Here is a 13,940-nt window from a genome sequence, read left to right on the forward strand (position 1 = left end):
CTAGTGTCGAGGCGCGGGAAGGAAATGTGATCGACTTCAAATAAGACGCGAAGAGAGAAACGAGGAGGGCGAATCAGGAGGATTCGCCCTCGGAAAAAAAGAGGCGCAATCAGGCGTTTTCTTTCAGCCAGTTCAGCACGATGTCGTGGTGATTGCTGGTTTTGAAATCATCAAACACATGTTCGATTTTGCCGTCCGCATCCAGGAGAAAGCTGATACGGTGGATGCCGTCGTAGGTTTTACCCATAAAGGTTTTTTCACCCCAGACGCCAAACTGCTCGCATACCTGATGGTCTTCATCAGACAGCAGCGTAAAATTGAGCAGCTCTTTTTCGGCAAAACGGGACAGTTTTTCGGGCTTATCCGTGCTTATACCCAGCACTTCTACGCCCGCTTTCTTCAACTCGTCCATATTATCGCGCAGGCCGCAGGCCTGGACAGTACAGCCTGGTGTCATTGCCTTCGGGTAGAAGTAGACCAGAACACGCTGTCCCTGGAAGTCGGTCAAATTTACTTGTTCTCCGTCTTGATCGGGCAAGCTAAATTTCGGTGCAATATCACCGGCTTTCAGTGGATTCATTACTTAACTCCATCCTGTTCATCATGCTGAGAATAGTTAACGATGTTTATACTGCCTTGCGCATGCAGTTCTGTACATAGGGCTTTGAACGCCTGCTCAATATTTGATGCGTCTTGTGAGGCCGGGCTGTGAGCGGTGATCTGAATAAATAACTGCGGGACATCATCTTTATTTCCAGGCTGCGTGCGCGAAACCAGCTCGGCAATATTCATCTTGTGTGTGTCAAACAGCGCCGTAAAACGCTCAATCAAATGCGGTGAATCTGGCACGTCAACCTGCACCCAAACGGTGGCGGGCATATCAGGGCGTGGGCGGGCGTCGGTACGCTTCATGACGATCAATAAATCCAGCTCTGCGCCTTTCAGCGGCAGGGTGGATTCAATTAACGTAATGGCATTCCACGACCCGGAAAGCAGCATAATAAAAGTGAACTCTTCCCCCAGCATCGCCAGACGACTGTCTTCAATATTACAACCGCAGCTACTGACGTGGCGTGTGATCGTGTTCACAATGCCAGGCCGGTCGGCCCCCAGCGCAGTGATAACCAAAAAATGTTGTGATGAGGTTGTCAAACCTGAGCTTCCTGTCAAACGTGAGGTAATCATAAGGAAAGCATAAAAAAAACCGGCATACAACCGCCACTGAGCCTCAGGTCTCTTGCTTTTCTTACAGCACCGCACGTACCATTGAGAATCTTGTTAGCACAGAGGATGGCCCATGTTCACGGGAAGTATTGTCGCGCTTGTCACGCCGATGGATTCGCAAGGTAAAGTCTGCCGCTCAAGCCTGAAGAAACTGATTGATTATCATGTCGCCAACGGAACCTCGGCGATCGTATCGGTAGGGACTACCGGTGAGTCCGCCACGCTAAGCCACGAAGAACATGCCGATGTGGTGATGATGACCGTGGAACTGGCTGAAGGGCGCATCCCTGTTATTGCCGGGACGGGCGCAAACGCCACCGCAGAAGCCATCAGTCTGACGAAGCGCTTTAATAACATCGGCATTGTCGGCTGTCTGACTGTCACACCGTATTACAACCGTCCTACTCAGGAAGGCCTGTTCCAGCATTTTAAAGCCATCGCGGAACATACTGACCTGCCGCAAATTCTGTATAATGTGCCGTCGCGTACTGGCTGCGATATGCTGCCGGAAACCGTGGGCCGCCTGGCGGAAATTAAAAATATTGTCGGTATTAAAGAAGCAACCGGGAACTTAACGCGTGTTCATCAGATCAAAGAGCTGGTTTCAGACGACTTTATTCTGGTGAGTGGCGACGATGCCAGCGCGCTGGACTTTATGCAGCTCGGCGGCGACGGCGTTATTTCCGTGACCGCTAACGTCGCGGCGCGAGACATGGCCGAAATGTGCAAACTGGCGATCCAGGGGCATTTCTCCGAAGCACGCGTGATTAACCAGCGTCTGATGCCGTTACACAACAAACTATTTGTCGAACCCAATCCGATCCCGGTCAAATGGGCATGTAAGGAGTTGGGGCTTGTAGCAACCGATACGCTACGTTTGCCGATGACGCCGATCACCGATAATGGTCGTGACGTTGTCCGTGCAGCGCTTAAGCATGCCGGCCTGCTGTAAAGTTTAGGGAGATTTGATGGCTTACTCAGTACAGAAGTCGCGCCTGGCGAAGGTAGCGGGTGTTTCACTTGTGATGTTGCTCGCCGCCTGTAGTTCCGATTCACGTTACAAGCGTCAGGTTAGCGGTGACGAATCCTATCTGGATGCGACACCGCTTGCTGAACTTCATGCGCCGGCAGGGATGATCCTTCCGCTGCAAAACGGTGATTACAACATCCCTGTCACGAACGGCAGCGGCGCAGTCGGTAAAGCACTGGATATCCGCCCACCGGCACAACCGCTGGCGCTGGTGAGCGGTGCGCGTACCCAGTTTACGGGTGATACTGCAACGCTGATGGTAGAAAAAGGCAACAATAGCACGCTGTGGCCACAGGTCGTCAGCATCATTCAGGCGAAAAATTACAGCATCGACAAACGTGACGATGCGTCGCAAAGCCTGACCACTGGCTGGGTTGACTGGAACCGTCTGGATGAAGATCAGCAGTATCGTGGCCGTTATCAAATCTCGGTAAAACCGCAGGGCTATCAGCAAGCGGTGGTGGTTAAGCTGCTGAACCTGGAGCAGGCGGGCAAGCCGGTGGCTGACGCGGCATCGTTGCAGCGCTACAGCACCGAAATGCTGAATGTCATCTCCAGCGGTCTGGATAAATCTGTAACCGACGCGCAGAACGCCGCTGAAAAACGCAGTGTAACCTCGCTGGACGTTCAGAGCAGTGCGGATGATACTGGTCTGCCAATGCTGGTGGTGCGTGGTCCGTTCAACATCGTATGGCAGCGCCTGCCGGGCGTGCTGGAAAAAGTGGGCATGAAAGTGACCGACAGCGCCCGTTCTACCGGTAGCATTTCCGTGACCTACAAGCCGCTGTCTGACAGCAGTTGGCGGGATCTGGGCGCGCGCGATCCGGGCCTCTCAGCGGGTGACTATAAGTTGCAGGTCGGCGATCTGGATAACCGCAGTAGCCTCCAGTTTACCGATCCGAAAGGTCATACTCTGACGCAGTCACAAAACGATGCGTTGGTCGCGGCATTCCAGTCAGCGTTCAACCATTAATCCCTAAGGCCGGAAAACTCCGGCCTTTTTTAATTTTGGTGACGCAAACGTGTGCGTCGGCGTAAAATAGCGAAATCGTCTCTAAATCATCACACCTGGAGTAAGAAAGATGCAAAAGCAAGCTGAGTTGTATCGCGGCAAAGCGAAGACCGTATACAGTACCGAAAACCCGGATCTGTTGGTGCTCGAATTCCGTAACGATACGTCAGCAGGGGATGGCGCGCGCATTGAGCAGTTCGATCGTAAAGGCATGGTGAACAACAAGTTCAACCATTTCATTATGAGCAAATTGCAGGAAGCGGGCATCCCGACCCAGATGGAAGCATTGCTCTCCGATACTGAATGCCTGGTGAAAAAGCTGGATATGGTGCCGGTTGAATGCGTGATCCGTAACCGCGCGGCTGGCTCGCTGGTTAAGCGTCTGGGCATTGAAGAAGGTATCGAGCTGAACCCGCCGCTGTTCGATATGTTCCTGAAAAACGACGCAATGCACGATCCGATGATCAATGAATCCTACTGTGAAACCTTCGGTTGGGTGAACAAAGAAAACCTCGCGCGTATGAAAGAGCTGACCTACAAAGCTAACGACGTGCTGAAAAAACTGTTCGATGATGCAGGCTTGATCCTTGTCGACTTCAAACTGGAGTTCGGTTTATTCAAAGGTGAAGTGGTACTCGGCGATGAGTTTTCACCAGACGGTAGCCGTCTGTGGGACAAAGAGACGCTGGACAAAATGGACAAAGACCGTTTCCGTCAGAGCCTCGGTGGCCTGATCGAGGCTTATGAAGCCGTTGCCCATCGTCTGGGCGTGAAATTAGACTAATCATCCACTCCGCATTACCGCCAGAGGATGCCTGCATCCTCTGGATTTCCGCCGCTTTTTTCCCGTGCTAATCCTTCCCTGAGCGCCTACGATCATATATACAGTGTCCATCATTGGCATAGGGAGTAAGTTATGCGCTGGCAAGGGCGTCGAGAAAGTAGCAATGTAGAGGACCGGCGCAATGAGTCGGGCGGGCCGTCAATGCGCGGTCCGGGGTTTCGCCTGCCAGGTGGCAAAGGGGGGCTGATCCTGCTGTTTTTGGTGATGGTGGCCAGCTATTATGGCGTTGATCTGACAGGCTTGCTCACCGGGCAGCCGATCACTACCGCTTCGCAGCAGCAACGGAGTATCAGCCCGCAGGAAGATGAATCCGCACGCTTCACCAGCGTGATTTTTGCTTCGACGGAAGAGACCTGGGGCGAAATTTTCCAAAAGATGGGGCGCAACTATCCGCAACCTAAGCTGGTTATGTACCGTAACCATACCAACACTGGCTGCGGCACAGGGCAATCGATCATGGGGCCGTTCTACTGCCCGGCAGACAGCAAAGTCTACATTGATCTCTCCTTTTATGACGAGATGAAAAATAAACTCGGCGCGGGCGGCGATTTTGCCCAGGGCTACGTTATTGCGCATGAAGTGGGGCATCACGTACAGAAGGTTCTGGGAACAGAGGCCAAAGTTCGCCGCCTGCAACAGAATGCGACGCAAAAAGAGGCCAATGCACTCTCAGTACGCATGGAGCTTCAGGCTGATTGCTATGCGGGCGTCTGGGGGCACAGTATGCAGCAGCAAGGCGTGCTGGAAGCGGGCGATCTGGAAGATGCGTTGAATGCCGCGCAGGCGATAGGCGACGATCGGTTGCAGCAGCGCAGTCAGGGCGCGGTGTTCCCGGAGACCTTCACCCACGGGACTTCCGCACAGCGTTACACCTGGTTTAAACGCGGTATGGACAGCGGCGATCCTACGCAGTGCGACACCTTCAGCGGACGCCTTTGACCTTCTGCTATGTCACTGTTTTCTGAATTGAGCGTACAGATGGCGCGGCAGGGCATTCGCCGCTTGCTGGTGGTCAGTGGCTCGCCGGGCTGGTGTGAAGCACAGGCCAGTACGTTGCGCGAGAAGCTTCCCGGAGACTGGCTGTGGGTGGGCGAAGTTGCATCCTGGCCGCAGCGCTGCGCACCCCGCGCACTGACGACGCTGCTGGGGCGCGAGTTTCACCATGCGGTGTTTGACGCCCGCACGGGGTTTGATGTCGCCGCTTTTGCCGCGCTCGCCGGGACATTAACTGCCGGTAGCTGGCTGGTGTTGTTGACGCCGCCCTTCAGCGTATGGCCGCAACAGTCGGATGCTGACAGCGCGCGCTGGAGCGATACCATTGATCCTATTCCGGTACCGGTTTTTGTCGGGCATTTTTGTCGAACTGTACAGGCTGACAGCCAGGTGCTGATCTGGCGCGAAGATCAACCCTTCACTTTCCCCCCTGAAATACCGCGTGCCGACTGGCATCCCGCAACCGGGGCACCCGCGCAGGAACAGGCGCGGATCCTCTCACGATTACAGGTAATGCCGCCTGGCGTAATGGTGGTCACTGCGCCGCGTGGAAGAGGGAAATCGGCGCTGGCGGGTATGCACATTGCGCGGCTGTCGTCTCCCGCCACGGTAACCGCACCTGCGCGCGCCGCCACGGATGTGCTGGCGGCTTACGCCGGAGAACATTTTGACTTTATGGCGCCGGATGCGCTGGCACAGCGGATTGCGCACAGCGGCAGGCAGCCAGGCTGGCTGGTAGTGGATGAAGCAGCGGCGATCCCCGGCCCTTTGCTGCATAGGCTTGTCTCGGCCTTTCAGTACGTTCTGCTCACCACTACGGTTCAGGGATATGAAGGCACCGGGCAGGGGTTTCTGCTGAAATTCTGCGCCGGGTTCCCCCATCTGCAATTCGATGCTCTGAACACGCCGTTGCGCTGGGCACCAGGTTGCCCGCTTGAGCAGGTAATTGAAAACCTGCTGCTGTTTGATGATGTACAGATTGGCGAGGTACCCGCAGGCGAGGTGACAATACTGCCGCTGGCGCAAGATGCGTGGCAGAGAACGCCCTCACGACCTGCAGCGTTGTACCGTCTGCTGGCGAGCGCACACTACCGCACTTCGCCGCTCGATCTGCGACGCATGATGGATGCGCCAGGGCAACATTTCTGGCTGGCGCAAAAGGCGCAAAGCGTGGCTGCTGCACTCTGGCTGGTGAAAGAGGGCGGATTAAGCCCGGCGCTGAGCCAGGCGGTGTGGGCCGGTTTTCGCCGCCCACGTGGCAACCTGGTGGCGCAATCGCTGGCAGCACATGGCGGAAACCCGCTTGCCGCCACGCTGTGTGGGCTGCGCGTCAGCCGTATCGCCGTGCATCCCGGTTGCCAGCGTGAAGGCATTGGTCGGGCGCTGATTGCCCGTGCACAGGCACAAGCTAATGGCTGTGATTATCTGTCGGTTAGTTTTGGTTTTACGCCCGCTCTGTGGCGTTTCTGGGAGCGTTGTGGGTTTGTGCTGGTACGCCTGGGTAGCCACCGGGAAGCCAGTAGTGGCTGTTATACGGCGATGGCCCTATTGCCCCTGACGACGTCAGGTCAGGTACTGGCGGAACGTGAACAGCGGCGCCTGGCGCGCGATCTTCCCTGGCTTGCGCCCTGGCGCGAGGAAAAGTTGTCCTTTCCCGTCGTGCAGGCGTCTACCCTTAATGAAGAGGACTGGCAGGAGCTGGCCGGGTTTGCTTTTGCTCATCGTCCGCTCTCTGCGGCCATCGGCGCGTTATCCCGGTTGCTGCAACACAGCGCATTACCGTTGATGGCTCTGCGAGGGCAGCTTTCAGACGGTGAGGACGAGCAGACCATGTGCCTGCGTCTTTCGCTGCACGGGCGCAAGGCGTTGCTGGCACAGCAGCGCAGTGAAGCTGCACAGGCGCTACAACAACTTGATGCACGACGTTCGCTTACCCTGAAAGAACGGGTGCAGAAAATGCAGTTTTTTTAACTATCTCATTCAGTTAAATGGCATGGTCATTATTATTGCCGGGCGTAAACTGCACTCAACGATTAAGGAGACCATTATGAAACATGACCATTTTGTTGTGCAAAGCCCACTTGCCCCGGCTAAACAGCTCCTGCTGTTGTTCCATGGTGTTGGCGATAATCCGGTCTCCATGGGCGAAATTGGCAGCTGGTTTGTTCCGCACTTCCCCGATGCGCTGATTGTCAGCATTGGCGGGATTGAAGCCGCAGGCGCAGGGCGCCAATGGTTCTCTGTTGATGGCGTGACGGAAGAGAATCGCCAGCAGCGCGTGGATGCGGTGATGCCACAGTTTATCGACATTGTACGTTTCTGGCAGCAGCAGAGCGGCGTGAGTCCGCTGGCGACGGCGCTTATTGGTTTCTCGCAGGGCGCAATTATGGCGCTGGAAGGGATGAAGGCGCAGTCGGATCTGGCATCACGGGTGATTGCTTTTAACGGTCGTTACGCCAGCCTGCCGGACAATGCGGTCAGCGCCCAGACGATCCATCTTATTCACGGTGGCGAAGATCGGGTGATCGACCTTGCGTGGGCGGTAAACGCACAAGAAGCACTGCTGAATCTTGGCGGTGATGTGACGCTGGATATTGTCGATGATTTAGGCCATGCGATTGACGATCGCAGTATCGAACTGGCGTTAAACCATCTGCGTTACACCGTGCCGAAACACTACTTTGACGAAGCGCTGAGCGGTGGCAAGCCGAATGATGACGATATTATTGAATTGCTGTAAAAGCGAAATTCACCCCCGTCAGGGGGTGAATGCGTTGTTGGGGGGTTACTTTTTCGGCTGGTCTTTGTTCGGCCAGTCATCATCGTCATCCCACTTGTCGTTGAAATCACGATGCGGCGGCAGATCGGGTTTATTGGCAAGGAATTTTTTGTGATCGACGCGGTTAAGATCTTTGATCACGTTCAGCAGTACGCCGAGTAAAAACACCAGCACCAGAATCCACCAATATTTAGCAAGCCAGTCCATGCAATCCTCCAGACCCGTCAGGCAATAAGTTGTTCCATAATGCGTTGATACATGCGGGCAAGCAGTTGTAAATCCGCCGCATTGACACACTCGTTAATTTTATGAATGGTTGCGTTCACCGGCCCCAGTTCAACGACCTGAGCGCCCATACGTGCGATAAAACGCCCATCGGACGTGCCGCCTGTGGTTAGCAGTTGCGGTCTTATCTCATTATAGTGCTCGATAGCGTTAACCACCGCATCGACCAGCTTGCCGCGTCCGGTCAGGAAGGGTTGCCCGGAAAGCCACCACTCCACTGTGTAGCGCAGTTGATGTTTTTCCAGCAGTGCCTGTACCTGTGCTTTAATCATCTCGTCGGTCAGTTCGGTGCTGAAGCGGAAGTTAAACTGTACAAACAGATCGCCAGGAATGACGTTATTGCTGCCGGTGCCTGCTTTGATATTGGCTATCTGCATACTGGTCGGCGGGAAGTATTCGTTGCCACGATCCCACTCAATCGCCACCAGTTCGTTGAGCATTGGCACAGCGCGATGTACCGGGTTATCGGCCAGATGCGGGTAAGCCACATGGCCCTGCACACCGTGAATTGTCAGGTTGCAGGTCAGTGAGCCGCGACGACCGTTTTTCACCACGTCGCCAACCACTTCCGAACTTGAGGGTTCTCCGACCAGGCAATAATCAAGACGTTCGTCACGCGCCATCAGTGCCTCAACCACTTTTACCGTACCGTTGGTGGCGCTGGCTTCCTCATCAGAAGTGATCAGAAAGGCAAGGCGCCCTTTATGCTGCGGATGTTGTGCGACAAAACGTTCTGCGGCTACCACCATCGCGGCCAGTGAACCTTTCATGTCTGCCGCGCCACGGCCAAATAGCATGCCGTCGCGAATAGTCGGTTCAAACGGCGGATTGATCCAGCGCCCGGCATCACCGGCAGGCACCACATCGGTATGCCCGGCGAACGCCAGCGTCTCTCCCTGGCCGCGCCATGCCCAGAAGTTAAGCGTGTCGCCAAAATTCATCGGCTCAATGGTAAAACCGATGGCACGCAGACGTTCAATCATTAACGCCTGGCAACCTTCATCATTTGGACTCAGAGAAGGGCGACGAATAAGCTGCTGTGTCAGCTCAATAACCGGGCACGACATAAACTACACCTCGTTGATAAACTTCTCATAACTGGATTCATTGAAACCCAGCAGCATAGGCTTACCCGGCGCGCAGAGCAATGGGCGTTTGATGATTGACGGCATTTCGAGCATCAGCGCGGCGGCAGTATCCGCGTTGGTAATGGTGGCGCGCAGGCTTTCATCCAGCTTACGCCAGGTAGTACCGCGGGTATTCAGCAGAGCTTCCCAGCCAAGTTCATCAATAAATGTACGTAATAATTGGGCATCAAGACCATCAGCACGGTAATCATGAAAGCGATACTCCACTTGGTTCGCTTCCAGCCAGCGGTGTGCTTTTTTGATGGTGTCGCAATTTTTAATGCCGTACATTGTGATCATGGTGAATCCTTTTGTCTCATTTTTGTAAGTTTGTACAAGAAATTAGAATAACGAGATTTATACCCTAAATAATTCGAGTTGCAGGAAGGCGGCGACGCAGTGAATCCCCAAGAGCTTACTTCAGTAAGTGACCGGGGTGAACGACAAATCTGCCGGGAGCAGATTTGAACGCTGTAAGCAGCGGCCCCGAAGGGGTAAGGCTCAGGGATGAGCCGAATAAAAAAGCCAACGCACATGCAGCTTGAAGTATGACGGGTATAATTAAAACAGCATTCTTCTGCTAATATGTTTTTAACGAATGTAACCGCTTTGTTCCAATTTTAATAAACTTTCAGATGTTGCACATACCATTCCAGTGGTTAAAAAACGGAAGCCATATTGTTGATAAAATCCTGTCTTTTCCGGAACTGAATATATAAATGTTTTGCCGAAGGGCAATAAAGTTTTAACAACAGTGATCATCAACTGCTTACCATAACCGCGACCCTGCATTTCAGGCGCAACAACAATATCCGCCGCATAGCTGGCCCATGTCAGATCGCTGATGGCCCGCGCCGTGGCGACAAGTTTGTCCTCATGGTAACCGAACCAACAGAAGGTGCTGTTACGCCATGCCTGTTCGACTAATATCGGGTCGCGCTGGTTGAGCCCACCTGCGGCGAGCAGTGCTGTTACGACCTGCCAGTCAACATTTTCAATTGCGGATTTATCGTACAATGTGATCGCCATTTTATTTATCCTTATAACGCTTGTGGAATATTGCTATCACTCACAGTAAAGAGCGAATGTCTGGCGCATAGTTATTACAGCTCCATTAAAAATACCCTGCTAATGATGAGTGAAGCAATCGTTGAAAATACCTTCACAGTCATCGGGGCGTTTAGTAGAATGGCGGCAATAATAAGAGAGGTTGTTATGATTGAACATGAACTGGGGAACTGGAAAGATTTTATCGAAGGCATGCTTCGTAAATAATTTCCTGACAAATCGTTAAGCGGTGATGGCTCAAAAATAAAATGTGACCTATCACATAAAAAAGGCGACTCTCCCGAGCCGCCTTTTTGTTGGCCTTATTGCGCGCGCTCTTTCAGCGGGAAGCGGCGACGCACCAGCACAAAGAACAGCGGTACGAAGAAGATGGCCAGGATGGTGGCGGAAAGCATCCCGCCGATAACGCCTGTACCGACCGCATGCTGGCTGCCGGAGCCAGCCCCGGTACTGGTCGCCATCGGCAGTACGCCGAAGACAAAGGCCAGTGACGTCATCAAAATAGGACGTAGACGCTGGCGGCAGGCATGTAGTGTTGAAACCAGCAGATCTTCACCTTTCGCATTCATGTCGTTGGCAAATTCAACAATCAGAATGGCGTTCTTTGCCGACAGACCGATAACCGTTAGCAGACCGACCTGGAAATAAACATCGTTTTCCAGACCGCGCAACCAGGTCGCCAGCAGCGCGCCGATCACACCGAGCGGCACGACCAGCATTACCGAGAACGGCACCGACCAGCTCTCATACAGTGCCGCCAGACACAGGAACACCACCAGCAGCGACACAGCATATAGCGCAGGTGCCTGTGCGCCGGAGAGCCGTTCCTGATAGGACATCGCCGTCCACTCCAGCCCAAAACCGTTCGGCAACTGTTTGACCAGTTTCTCCATCACATCCATTGCCGTACCGGTACTGACGCCGGGAGCAGCCTCCCCAATAATCTCCAGCGCGGCATAGCCGTTGTAACGTTCGAGGCGTGGCGAACCGGTTTCCCAGCGGGAAGTGGCAAAGGCTGAGAAGGGCACCATCGTTCCGGCGTTGTTACGTACATACCAGAGATTGATATCGTCCGGTAACATGCGGTATTTCGCGGCGGCCTGTACGTAGACTTTCTTCACGCGGCCGCGATCCATAAAGTCATTGACATAGCTGGAACCCCAGGCTGTTTGCAGCGTGTCGTTGATATCATCAATCGACACGCCCAGCGCCTGCGCTTTGTGCTGATCGATATCAATTTGCAACTGTGCGCTGTCGTCGAGGCCGTTATGGCGAACGCGGGTTAGCGCCGGATCTTTCGCCGCCATCTCCAACAACCTGTCACGCGCCGCCATCAGCGCATCGTGACCCGCTCCGGCGTGATCCTGCAACTCCATATCAAAACCGGCGGAACTGCCCATCCCGCTGATGGCTGGCGGGCTGCTGGCAAAGATGCGGGCGTCATTAATGCGGTTAAAAGCTTTGGTGGCACGTTCAATAATGGCGGCGGCGCTACCGGTTGTCGGGTTACGCACATCCCAGTCTTTCAGGCGGATAAAGAGACGCGCAACGTTTTGCCCGTTCCCCCCAGGACCGGCACCAACGGTAGAGAAGACCGATTCGACATTCTCTTTTTCATGGGTGAAAAAGTAATCTTCGACTTTTTGCACCACTTTCAGTGTCTGTTGCTGCGTTGAACCGCTCGGCAATTGCACGGAAGTGGTGAACATCCCGCTATCTTCCAGCGGCAGAAACGAAGTGGGCAGGCGCAGGAAGAGGAACACCATACCGCCAATCAGCAGCACATAGAGCACAATACAGCGCAGGCTGCGGTGGAGGATTTTCCCAACTACCGTCTCATAGCGATGCGCATTACGGTCGAAAATACGGTTAAATGCGCCGAAGAACCCTTTCTGCCCGTGCAACTCGCCTTTGTGCAGTGGCTTCAGCAGCGTCGAACACAGCGCCGGGGTGAGGATCATCGCCACCAGCACTGACAGCACCATCGCCGACACAATGGTGATGGAGAACTGACGGTAGATAGCGCCCGTGGTGCCGCCAAAGAAAGCCATCGGCACAAACACCGCCGATAGCACCATCGCAATCCCGACCAGCGCCCCCTGAATCTGGCTCATCGATTTGCGCGTCGCTTCCCTGGGCGAAAGACCTTCTTCGGTCATGATGCGTTCGACGTTCTCGACCACCACAATCGCATCGTCCACCAACAGACCGATGGCCAGTACCATGGCGAACATGGTCAGGGTGTTGATACTGTAGCCGAAGGAGTAAAGCACCGCGAACGTACCGAGCAATACGACCGGTACGGCAATGGTGGGGATCAGGGTGGCCCGGAAGTTTTGCAGGAACAGATACATCACAAGGAATACCAGTAAGATCGCTTCCAGCAGGGTTTTCACCACATCGGTAATGGATGCTTTTACAAACGAAGTGGTTTCATAAGCGACTTTATATTCCAGACCATGCGGGAAAAAGGGTGCCAGCTCGTTAAGCCGGTTGATCACCTGCTCGGCAGTCTGCATTTCGTTGGCGCCGGACGCCAGTTTCACCCCCAGACCGGAGGCGGCTTTACCATTAAAGCGGCTCAGGTAATCATATTTTTCTGCGCCCAGTTCCACCGTTGCCACATCAGCAAGCCGTACTTCGGAGCCATCCTGGTTAACACGCAGCGTGATATTGCGAAACTGCTCTGGCGTTTGTAACAGTGACTGCGAATTGATGGTGGCGTTAAGTGCCTGTCGGTCAACGGAAGGTGTCCCGCCAAGCTGGCCGACCGCGATCTGCGCGTTCTGCGACGAAATGGCTTTGGTAACGTCGGATGCGGTGAGCTGATAACTGTTAAGTTTTGCCGGGTCGAGCCAGATGCGCATCGAATATTGCGAACCGTACGCATCAATATCGCCGACGCCGTTGACTCGGCTGATAGGGTCCTGAATATTACTGGCGACATAATCGGCGATATCCTGCTTATCCATCGATCCGTCGGTGGACACGAAGGCGAGGGTCAGGATGTTAGTATCACCGGTTTTACGCACCGTTACGCCCTGATTCTGTACATCTTGCGGTAGCTTACGCAGTGCGGACTGTAACTGGTTTTGCACCTGCTGCACGGCTTCATCCGGGTTGGTTCCGGCACTAAAGTTCAGCGTTACCGTCGCCTGGCCAACTGCGCTACTTTGCGATGACATATACATCAGATTATCGAGGCCAGTCATATTTTGCTCGATAACCTGGGTGACGGTATTTTCCAGCGTTTGCGCCGAAGCACCTGGGTAGTTGGCAGTAATACGCACGGTCGGTGGTGCTAAATCAGGATATTGCTCGACGGGTAAAGAGATAATGGCAAGTGTCCCCGTAAGACAAAGCAGGATCGCCAGTACCCACGCAAAAATGGGGCGATCAATAAAAAAATTCGCCATCAGAAAGAGAACCTCATATCGCTGCGTATCGTTATAGTCACATTGCTTGCATCAATGTAGCGGCAATGCAGAAATCAATCGTGGAGAAAAAAAGGAGATAATGTAAATTATCACGCCCGTTTAAGGGGTATTTATGCACAACCTTTTTTAACCCAAACTTTC

14 protein-coding genes are annotated in these 13,940 nt (G+C 53.9%); 7 read left to right on the top strand and 7 right to left on the bottom strand.

Annotated features, from left to right (window positions below):
* Positions 1-109: 109 nt before the first annotated feature.
* Both bcp and BM427_RS19910 read right to left on the bottom strand, forming a co-directional pair.
* The gene (gene bcp, locus BM427_RS19905) at positions 110-580 is read right to left on the bottom strand and encodes a thioredoxin-dependent thiol peroxidase (protein ID WP_090124723.1); all 471 of its coding nucleotides are present in this window, start codon (positions 578-580) and stop codon (positions 110-112) included.
* Entirely contained in the window at positions 580-1,152 is a 573-nt protein-coding gene (locus BM427_RS19910) for a glycine cleavage system transcriptional repressor (protein WP_208809138.1), read from the bottom strand. Before BM427_RS19910 ends, bcp begins: the two co-directional genes overlap by 1 nt.
* 145 nt (positions 1,153-1,297) lie before the next feature.
* Between BM427_RS19910 and dapA the strand changes: the two genes are divergently transcribed.
* The 6 genes from dapA (at position 1,298) to ypfH (ending at position 7,843) form a co-directional block, all read left to right on the top strand.
* Complete coding sequence (gene dapA, locus BM427_RS19915; protein ID WP_090124725.1) at positions 1,298-2,176, top strand: 4-hydroxy-tetrahydrodipicolinate synthase; 879 nt, start codon at positions 1,298-1,300, stop codon at positions 2,174-2,176.
* Between the two features lie 16 nt (positions 2,177-2,192).
* A complete protein-coding gene (gene bamC, locus BM427_RS19920) occupies positions 2,193-3,227 on the top strand; it encodes an outer membrane protein assembly factor BamC (protein WP_090124727.1) in 1,035 nt (344 codons plus the stop codon).
* 109 nt (positions 3,228-3,336) lie between these two features.
* The gene (gene purC / locus BM427_RS19925; protein ID WP_090124730.1) at positions 3,337-4,050 is read left to right on the top strand and encodes a phosphoribosylaminoimidazolesuccinocarboxamide synthase; all 714 of its coding nucleotides are present in this window, start codon (positions 3,337-3,339) and stop codon (positions 4,048-4,050) included.
* 132 nt (positions 4,051-4,182) lie between these two features.
* Positions 4,183-5,049, top strand: a complete 867-nt coding sequence (ypfJ, locus tag BM427_RS19930; protein WP_090124733.1) for a KPN_02809 family neutral zinc metallopeptidase — start codon at positions 4,183-4,185, stop codon at positions 5,047-5,049.
* 9 nt (positions 5,050-5,058) lie between these two features.
* On the top strand, positions 5,059-7,074 hold the full coding sequence (locus BM427_RS19935; protein ID WP_090124735.1) for a tRNA(Met) cytidine acetyltransferase TmcA: 2,016 nt from the start codon (positions 5,059-5,061) through the stop codon (positions 7,072-7,074).
* Positions 7,075-7,150: 76 nt separating this feature from the next.
* Positions 7,151-7,843: an esterase gene (gene ypfH / locus BM427_RS19940; protein ID WP_090125024.1), complete on the top strand. Its 693-nt coding sequence runs from the start codon at positions 7,151-7,153 to the stop codon at positions 7,841-7,843.
* A gap of 45 nt (positions 7,844-7,888) precedes the next feature.
* On the opposite strand, the gene BM427_RS19945 is transcribed toward ypfH, so the two are convergent.
* The 4 genes from BM427_RS19945 to BM427_RS19965 form a co-directional block, all read right to left on the bottom strand.
* Positions 7,889-8,089 (bottom strand): YpfN family protein, encoded by a 201-nt coding sequence (locus BM427_RS19945; RefSeq protein WP_007370882.1) that lies wholly within the window; start codon positions 8,087-8,089, stop codon positions 7,889-7,891.
* A gap of 17 nt (positions 8,090-8,106) precedes the next feature.
* Positions 8,107-9,234: a succinyl-diaminopimelate desuccinylase gene (gene dapE, locus BM427_RS19950; protein WP_090124738.1), complete on the bottom strand. Its 1,128-nt coding sequence runs from the start codon at positions 9,232-9,234 to the stop codon at positions 8,107-8,109.
* 3 nt (positions 9,235-9,237) lie between these two features.
* Positions 9,238-9,594 (bottom strand): ArsC family reductase, encoded by a 357-nt coding sequence (locus BM427_RS19955; protein ID WP_090124741.1) that lies wholly within the window; start codon positions 9,592-9,594, stop codon positions 9,238-9,240.
* 291 nt (positions 9,595-9,885) lie between these two features.
* Positions 9,886-10,323, bottom strand: a complete 438-nt coding sequence (locus tag BM427_RS19965) for a GNAT family N-acetyltransferase (protein WP_090124747.1) — start codon at positions 10,321-10,323, stop codon at positions 9,886-9,888.
* A gap of 186 nt (positions 10,324-10,509) precedes the next feature.
* Between BM427_RS19965 and ypfM the strand changes: the two genes are divergently transcribed.
* Positions 10,510-10,569, top strand: a complete 60-nt coding sequence (gene ypfM, locus BM427_RS25520) for a protein YpfM (RefSeq protein WP_100181659.1) — start codon at positions 10,510-10,512, stop codon at positions 10,567-10,569.
* Positions 10,570-10,664: 95 nt separating this feature from the next.
* Here the strand turns inward: ypfM and acrD are convergent, their stop codons facing one another.
* Complete coding sequence (acrD, locus tag BM427_RS19970) at positions 10,665-13,778, bottom strand: multidrug efflux RND transporter permease AcrD (protein ID WP_090124750.1); 3,114 nt, start codon at positions 13,776-13,778, stop codon at positions 10,665-10,667.
* Positions 13,779-13,940: the final 162 nt, after the last annotated feature.

It is taken from the genome of Kosakonia arachidis, from assembly GCF_900116535.1.
Classification (GTDB): Bacteria; Pseudomonadota; Gammaproteobacteria; order Enterobacterales; family Enterobacteriaceae; genus Kosakonia; species Kosakonia arachidis.

Bases quoted from the DNA above. Each gene is read 5' to 3' on its own strand.
- bcp (WP_090124723.1), bottom strand. From the start codon at position 580: ATGAATCCACTGAAAGCCGGTGATATTGCACCGAAATTTAGCTTGCCC.
- dapA (WP_090124725.1), top strand. From the start codon at position 1,298: ATGTTCACGGGAAGTATTGTCGCGCTTGTCACGCCGATGGATTCGCAA.
- bamC (WP_090124727.1), top strand. From the start codon at position 2,193: ATGGCTTACTCAGTACAGAAGTCGCGCCTGGCGAAGGTAGCGGGTGTT.
- purC (WP_090124730.1), top strand. From the start codon at position 3,337: ATGCAAAAGCAAGCTGAGTTGTATCGCGGCAAAGCGAAGACCGTATAC.
- ypfJ (WP_090124733.1), top strand. From the start codon at position 4,183: ATGCGCTGGCAAGGGCGTCGAGAAAGTAGCAATGTAGAGGACCGGCGC.
- BM427_RS19935 (WP_090124735.1), top strand. From the start codon at position 5,059: ATGTCACTGTTTTCTGAATTGAGCGTACAGATGGCGCGGCAGGGCATT.
- ypfH (WP_090125024.1), top strand. From the start codon at position 7,151: ATGAAACATGACCATTTTGTTGTGCAAAGCCCACTTGCCCCGGCTAAA.
- BM427_RS19945 (WP_007370882.1), bottom strand. From the start codon at position 8,089: ATGGACTGGCTTGCTAAATATTGGTGGATTCTGGTGCTGGTGTTTTTA.
- dapE (WP_090124738.1), bottom strand. From the start codon at position 9,234: ATGTCGTGCCCGGTTATTGAGCTGACACAGCAGCTTATTCGTCGCCCT.
- BM427_RS19955 (WP_090124741.1), bottom strand. From the start codon at position 9,594: ATGATCACAATGTACGGCATTAAAAATTGCGACACCATCAAAAAAGCA.
- BM427_RS19965 (WP_090124747.1), bottom strand. From the start codon at position 10,323: ATGGCGATCACATTGTACGATAAATCCGCAATTGAAAATGTTGACTGG.
- acrD (WP_090124750.1), bottom strand. From the start codon at position 13,778: ATGGCGAATTTTTTTATTGATCGCCCCATTTTTGCGTGGGTACTGGCG.